Consider the following 7580-nt stretch of genomic DNA (forward strand, 5'->3'; position numbering starts at 1 on the left):
GGTCCATGATCGTGCCGCTCGGGTCTATCCAGAGCGATGCGACGTACAACGCGATGCCCGCGACGACGAGCGGAATCACCACGTAGGCGATGGCAAGGCCGCCGTACGCCGCCAAACTCTCCAGGAATGGGGCCGCAAGATCTACCGCCAAGGCCCAATTTCGTATCTTGTATCCCAGGGCCAGCGCCCCTGCGATCTCCAGGAAGCCTTTGGAGGTCTTGTAGAAGGTTTCGAGTTCTGGAGCATCGCTGCTCGCCTTCGCTCGAATTCCCCGCTCTTCGGCATGGTCAAGGGGCCGGCTCGGTGGGTGGCCCGACCCAGGCATTGCTGTCGGGAAGCTCCTCGCCGCAGGTGACGCCGCCGGAAAAGACGTGGTATTGCCGCCGTAGCTCACCGCAATATTCGCCGCGGCTTCCAGATCGGCCGGTGAACCGCCGATCGCAGCGCCGAACACCTTCACCTCGCCCGCGCCGGACGGAGCGATTGCGGTGATCTCGTGGTCCGACCGTACCTCGAGTTGTTGGGCCGGCCGATCGCCGAACAAGACGAGATCCACTGCGTGAAGCCCGTCGCCGCGAATGGTGACCCTGGTGCCTCCCGAGGAGGAAACGGTCGCGGGCGACACCGAGTCGAGGGAGTAATACGTGTACTGTCCCGCTGCGGTGGTGCTGCTCCTGCCGGACGTGTTGGCCACCGTCACGTCGACCACCCCCTGTCCGGGTGGCGATACAGCGACGATGAGCGAGTCGGAGAGGATCTGGAAGCTCTCGGCCGCTGTCGTGCCGAACCGGACCGACGTCACCGTGGACAGATGGGTGCCGTTGATCGCCACACGTGTGCCACCTGCGGACGGGCCGGCCTTGGGAAATACCGCCGAGAAACAATAGACGTTGCTCTTGATCTGCGCCGCGCCGTGCATGAATGACTGCGGCGGTATCGAGCCTTCGTAGACTCCCGAGCCAGGGTGCGTCTCGTTGAGGATCGTCGGCACCGATTGCAGGCTCGGATCGTCCGTGGAGGTCAATACCGCTGCGGCGATCCCCCCGGAACATCCCCGCACCGTGACAGGCGTGGCATCGCCCATGTGTACGGACGGGATCCCCCTCGACCGCTCGGCCACAGTCATACCCTCGGGCACGGGGAAGACGTCTGCCCGCAGGCGGACGTCCGATATTCCGTGCTCATCGATCACCGGCAACGGGAAGGGAAGTGCGGCGCCGACCGAGTAGTCGCCGGCTGCCACGTGCGCTGTCACCTGGTAGCCGTAACCTACTTCCACGTCGAGCGAAAAGCGTCCCTGACGATCGCTTGTTCCGGTGAAGCACGTCGTTCGGTCTGCAAAGCATGCCTGGATGGCCGCGCCTGCTATTGCGCGCCCCGAGCTGTTGACGATGTCGCCGCTGATCGGTGCCGCGGGTACGGTGCGGTAGCGGGCACTGGCGGCGGTGTCACTGGACGTGCTCACGCTCAGCGAGTGCGAGCCGGCCACGGCCGGGTTGGTGACGCCGTCGAAGGTCAGCCGCATCTGCCGTCCGGCCCCGACATCGAATCCCGCAACCAGAACCTGCGTGGAGCCCGGCCGCCCCGACGAACACGACTGCCCGGAGTCTCCGCTGGCCACATCCACCAGCTCGGCGCAGGTCGGCAGCGTCGTACCGGGAGCGTTCACCGTGATGCTGCCTCCGCCGTCATGCAGCGTCCCGGTCGCCGAGGTGGTGAACAACACCGTGTACGTCACACCCTTGACCCCGGCGGCGGGCGTGGACAAACCGACCGACACCCCCGATACAGACCCACCACCGACGATCGAGTAGCGGGCACTGGCGGCGGTGTCGCTGGACGTGCTCACCGTCAACGAGTACGAGCCCGCCGCGGCAGGGTTGGTGACGCCGTCGAAGACGAGCTGCATCTGCCGCCCGGCTCCGACCTCCCCGAAGTCACTCAGGAGCAGTCTCGACCCGGGCCCCGTGGAGGAACACGCGTCCATGCCACCGCTGGTGCTGGCCTCATCCACCAGGTAGGCGCACGTCGGCAGGATCAGGCCGGGCGCATCCACGGTGATCATGCCCGCATCACCCAGCCCGCCGGTCGCGGAGGTCCTGAACGACACCGTGTACGTCACACCCTTGACCCCGGCGGCAGCGGTGGACAAATCGACCGACACCCCCGACACAGACCCACCGCCGACGATCGAGTAGCGGGCACTGGCGGCGGTGTCGCTGGACGTGCTCACCGTCAACGAGTACGAGCCCGCCGTGGGCGGATTGGTGACGCTCCCGTAGACGATCTCGACCTGCTGCCCGGCATCCACGTCTTCGTAGACGTAGAGCACCTGCCGCGACCCGGCTCCCGGACAGGCTCCGCCGATATCCCGGTTGGCGGCATACAGATGCCCGCACTCCGGCAGCCTGACCCCGGGAGCATCGACCGTGACCGTGCTCGCCCCGCTTTTCAGCGCACCGGTCGGGGAAGTCGTGAACGCCACCGTGTACGTCACGTGGCCGGCCCCGGCGGCCGGACTGGACAACCCGACGGAAACGCCGAATAAGGCGCCACCTCCCGTGGCGTATGCGGGTGCCGTGGCCGGCGCGGCCAGGAGCTGCGCGAGGACCAGAGCCACCGCGAGCGCACCATTGAAGATCAGACGGATCCTCCGCCCGGGAGTGATCACCATTATGTTAAGCCCTTCCGATCCCGTCTGATGAGAGCATATGGCTCGATCCCTACCTCAACGGACTATTTGGTCAGGACCGAGGCATCCAGGCGGGCGGCAGGCGGGTCCTGACCCCACACCACTCGGCCTGGCGGCGGATCCACTACGCCGACTGGGAACGGACGCCTTCCGCCGGTCCGGGGCTCGCGGGCCGGGGTCAGCGGGTCATCCGCCGGAGGCGGGCGCGCAGGGCCCGCCGGGCGATGGGTCCAGCGGCGCCAGCAACTGTGTGAACAGACCCACCTCGCGGTCGGCGGCGGCCGCTGCCCCGCCGCGGGCATCGCCGGCGGCCGCGGCGATCGTCCGCGCCGAGACGCCGGTGATGCCGTGCCGCCGCAGCGCGGGCAGGGTCCCCTCGACGAGCCGCTGCTTGGTGTCGGTCATCCCTCTGTTCGCACGGAGCCGATCGGCCCGCCCGCTGCGGCGGGGCGATCAGCGCGTCCGAGACCAGTTGCGCCAGCCGGTCCACAATCAGCAGTTGCAGGAACCATCCGGCGTACGCCCAGCCGAGCGTGACATGCCTCAGTCCCCGGGCCACCGCCGCCACCCCGTCGGCCGAGGCGCCGGCCGGCGCCACCCCCGGGTTCCTCGCCGACCTTCCGTTGACGGTGCTGGACCAGCCGCCGTTGGTCGACCTGCTCAAGCGGTTGGATATCCCTACCTCAGGGGCGTTCGCGGCGCTGCCCAGCAGTGACGTGCTGGCCCGCTTCGGGCTCGACGCCGCGATCGCGCACCGGCTCGCCGGCGGCCGCGACGACCGGCCGCTGGAGGTCCGTACCCCGCCGGTCGACCTGGCCGTCTGCGACACCTACGACGAACCGCTGGAGCGGGTCGACGTCGCCGCGTTCGCCGCCCGCACACTCGCGGTGCGGTTGTACGAGCGGTTGACCGGCCACGGCCTGGCCTGCACCCGCCTGGAGATCGGCGCGGTCACCACCGACGGTCAGGAACTGTCGCGCGTGTGGCGCCACGACGGGCTGCTCACCGCCCACGGCATCGCGGACCGGACCCGGTGGCAGCTCGACGGGTGGCTCACCCGCCGCCGGCTCGCCGCCGCCATCACCACGCTGGTGCTGACCCCGCACGGCGTGGTCCGGCAGGCCAGGCTGCAGGCCGGCCTTTGGGTGACCCGGGCGGGGAGCGGGAGCGGCGCACCGGGCACTGCACCGCGTCCAGGGCCTGCTCGGGCCCGACGCGGTGCTGCATACCAGGTCAGGAACACCTTCAGTTCCGAGCCGGTGTGCATACGGGACTCGCCCCGGTACCGGCCGAGGTACGCCGCCACCGCCGCCCGCAGCAGCCGCTCGTCGGCCCGCGCAATTGCTTGATCCGAAACAGAGAAGGTAGTCATACTCCACGATGCGTCACCCTCACCACGGACGCCACCGCCCCTAGCGCGGCCGAAGATTTATGGTGGTCAACCCGAAGTACGGAAACAGTCTATTTCGGCTGCCATCCGATCGGGTCGCCGAGTACAGAGACATTTTTGTAGGACAGTTGAAGTACACAGTCGCCGCCTCCACGGTGCTGTAAGAGGCTGGCGAGCGGGATGCGCTCAACTCGGCAGTTGAGCGCGTTCGTAAGGGCCCTCCTCCGGTCTGACCGACGGTGACCGAGCGTCATCCCGTGAGGATGGGCGCATCGGACACCTATCGATGCTCGTTGTGGCGGTCGTGACGGACAAGGCGGAAGCGATCGATGTATTGGCGAGGTTCCGGGAGCAGCTCTACCGATGCATGACCAGGCGGGCCGACGCATTGTTCGAGCTGACGGACGCCCTGTTGTGCACCGACGGGCCGGTTAAGACGCTGGTCGGGTTGTCCCTCGCGCCGGAGCACCGGCGGGGTCACGGCGCCATGTATGACGCGCTCAACGCTGGCCGCATCGACGTCGAATCGCTGCGCCGGCAGCTGGCCGGGTTGCCGTTGCCACGGGCCGCGGACGGCCGCCTGGTGCTCGCGGTGGACGTCTCGCCGTGGCTGCGCCCGGATGGCGACTGCAGTCCGCAGCGCGCGTTCTGCCATACCTACGGGCGTGGCAAGGACGAACATCGGATGATCCCGGGCTGGCCGTACTCGATCGTCGCCGCCCTGGAGACCGGCCGCACCTCCTGGACCGCCCTGCTCGACGCTATCCGCCTGCCACCCGGCGCAGACGTCACCACGATCACCTGCGCACAGATCCGGCAGCTCGTCGACCGCCTCACCGACGCCGGGCAGTGGCAGGTCGGAGACCGCGACATCCTGATCGTGCTGGACGCTGGCTACGAAGCCCCGCGTATCGCCTGGCTGCTACGTGACCTGCCGGTGGAGATCCTCGGTCGGATGCGTTCCGACCGGGTGCTGCGCCGTCCGACCCCGCCGCGGGTCTACCAGCCCTTGGGCGGTCGGCCAGCCAAGCACGGCGGGGAGTTCGTCTTTGGCGACCCTGCCACCTGGGACGTCGAGCACGCGGTCACGAACACCGACACCCGCCTCTACGGCCAGGTGAAGGCGCAGGCGTGGGACCGGCTGCACCCGCGTCTGACACGCCGGGCGGCGTGGGTCAACCATGACCAGGCGCTGCCGATCATCGCCGGCACGGTCATCCGGCTCACCGTCGGCCACCTGCCCAGCCGGGGTGAACCCAAGCCGCTCTGGCTGTGGTGGTCCAAGGTCGACGCCACGCCGACGGATGTCGACCGATGCTGGCAGGCGTTCCTGCGCCGCTTCGACATCGAGCACACCTTCCGCCTACTCAAACAGACCCTCGGCTGGACCGCCCCGCAGCTCCGCGAGCCCGCCGCCGCGGACCGTTGGACCTGGCTGGTCATAACTGCGCATACTCAGCTGCGCCTCGCCCGGCCCCTCGCTCAGGACCTGCGCCGGCCCTGGGAACGTCCAACGGCACCGGAGCGGCTCACCCCGGCCCGGGTCCGGCGAGGGTTTCGGAACCTCCGCGCGACCAGCGCCTCACCAGCGCGTGCACCTAAACCCAGCCGCCCCGGCCCCGGACGTCCGCCCGGCTCCCGCAACCGGCAGCCCGCTGCCCGTCACGACGTGGGACTCATCCTGGTCACCGGCCAGGCTCACCACCGACCGACCCACCACAAGAAGGGCACCAAACCCCGCCGAACTGGTTAAACGCCAAGCTCAGTGCCTGTCTCTCTACTTCAAGATCGAGTTGAGGCCGCTTCTACGCTCGCGGAATGAGCGGTGTGAAGCGCGCTGCCCGGGCTACGACCTGGTCGCGGCGTTCAAGGAGGCGATCCAGGTGGCGCAGCCCTGGCCGATCCAGATTCCGGTGGCGGCGTTCGCTCCCCGGAATCGGTAGATGGACGAGCTCGCTGGAGACTACGGGCGCTCCTCCTAGACCGATCTGAACTGGCCCCGGCAACCTTCGGATTATCGGGGCCAGTCGTCAAGAACCTCCAGCTGCGATCTCAGGCAGCGCGCGCGGCTTTACGGAGCCGGTCGACGTCGCGAGCACTCATGCCGAAGGTGGCGTTCGGGCCGTCGATGTGACGGTGGGGATAACCGGCCACCAGGGCTGCGGCGATCAGCTCGCCGTTGGACACGTACCGGCCGATCAGGTCCTCTACCACGTGTTTCATGCCGTAGCTGCCGACCGTAGGTGTCTTGATCGGCGTGACGTTGTCGCGCAGCCAGGCGGCGATCTCCCGCACCGACTCATCGTGCCCTGCCAGCCTGGTGCGTCCGGCGGCGAGCTCGGTCCGGCGTTCCTCGGCTGTCTGGCCGCGGCGCCAGGACACGCCGAAGCCGAAGTAGGTGAGCAGCGGCTGCTGATCCATCACCTCTGTGAGGCTTTGCATCGACCCGAACACCACTGACGGCGGCGCGGGCGGCCGCGGCTTGGTGGTGCGCTGAACCGGCGGCTCCCCCCGACGCCGACGGCAGCTGGTGTGCTCGCAGCGGTCCGCGTCAGGAACGGCGCGTACGGTCAATCGCGGCAGCGCGTCGACGGCGTCCAGGGCCGCGGCAATGCCGGCCAGGTGCTCCCGCTTGGTCACGTAGTACCGGCCGCGGCCCATCCACAGGCCGCGCTCTTGTGCGGGGCGGTCCTGCAGCGCGCCGGCGACCTCCCGGGCCAAGTCGTCCAGCTCCCACCAGCGATCGCCTGAGCTGATGGTCACGGCAATCAGCGGGCCGTGGGTGGCTGTCATCTCAGCCCACAAGCGGCATTCGATCGGCCGGGTCCAAGCGGCCAGCGGAGGGAGGATCTGGACTTCGGCCGGCGGCTCGGCACCGGCCGTCGGTACCGTTGAAGGGGATGCGGTGAGCTGCCGACGGGCCACCAGGTACGGGACGCCGACCTCGGCCTGCCGGGCCCGGATCGCGGTCTTGTGGCGGCGGTTACGGGTCATCATGTGCTCCGTCTCGCGGGACGTCCCACGTCCGGTCCCGCCGTGGGTACATGACTGACCTGGCGAAACGCTGCTACGCGATTCGGGTGGGAACCTTGTCTTCGCCGTCGTGACAGACGTGGGCCGGCACGACTCGGAGCGGGCACGCGTAGCCGTGCCACCGCCGACTTTACGCTGCCGGGCGACCGGGCCCAAGGACACCGGCGTGTCAGTCCCCCGCCAGCAGGCTAGGCGGGGTCCGCGACCAGCCCCCGGCAGCACGGAGAACTGAAGTTAGATTTCTAACGAACCGGATTCCGCCAGGTGCGGAACGGGGGCCTGCCCGGCGACCGGGCGGGCGGTGCGGTGCACCGTCATCCAATCCAGCAGGCCGGTCCTCTCGGCGCGCTGCGTGCACTGGCCACTGAGAAGACCCTGACCACCGGGCGAAGCTCGATCGGGCCGCCGACTCGCACCGGATGGCGGGTGTTACGGGCATCGAACCGCAAGAATGAGACCGTGAAG

Annotated in this window: 4 protein-coding genes and 1 pseudogene; 2 read left to right on the top strand and 3 right to left on the bottom strand. The window is 68.9% G+C overall.

The genetic code is table 11. The features are described from left to right. Positions 1–2674 (bottom strand): IPT/TIG domain-containing protein (locus tag Acy02nite_RS45725; RefSeq protein ID WP_203756465.1); only part of this gene is annotated, 2674 nt, incomplete at its 3' end. A 321-nt stretch (positions 2675–2995) separates the two neighbouring features. Beyond that, a pseudogene (locus Acy02nite_RS45730) lies at positions 2996–3097 on the bottom strand (TetR/AcrR family transcriptional regulator); the annotation flags it as partial. A gap of 128 nt (positions 3098–3225) precedes the next feature. Between Acy02nite_RS45730 and Acy02nite_RS45735 the strand changes: the two are divergent. Both Acy02nite_RS45735 and Acy02nite_RS45740 read left to right on the top strand, forming a co-directional pair. Then, entirely contained in the window at positions 3226–4041 is an 816-nt protein-coding gene (locus Acy02nite_RS45735; protein WP_203756467.1) for a DNA polymerase Y subunit UmuC family protein, read from the top strand. Between the two features lie 327 nt (positions 4042–4368). Continuing rightward, positions 4369–5835: an NF041680 family putative transposase gene (locus Acy02nite_RS45740; protein WP_203756469.1), complete on the top strand. Its 1467-nt coding sequence runs from the start codon at positions 4369–4371 to the stop codon at positions 5833–5835. Between the two features lie 299 nt (positions 5836–6134). On the opposite strand, the gene Acy02nite_RS45745 is transcribed toward Acy02nite_RS45740, so the two are convergent. Continuing rightward, positions 6135–7007: a hypothetical protein gene (locus Acy02nite_RS45745; protein ID WP_203756472.1), complete on the bottom strand. Its 873-nt coding sequence runs from the start codon at positions 7005–7007 to the stop codon at positions 6135–6137. Positions 7008–7580: the final 573 nt, after the last annotated feature.

Source organism: Actinoplanes cyaneus (genome assembly GCF_016862095.1).
Lineage (GTDB): Bacteria > Actinomycetota > Actinomycetes > Mycobacteriales > Micromonosporaceae > Actinoplanes > Actinoplanes cyaneus.

What these genes read in the sequence shown, in the direction of transcription:
- Acy02nite_RS45740 (WP_203756469.1), top strand. Translation starts at nt 4,369, where the DNA reads ATGCTCGTTGTGGCGGTCGTGACGGACAAGGCGGAAGCGATCGATGTA.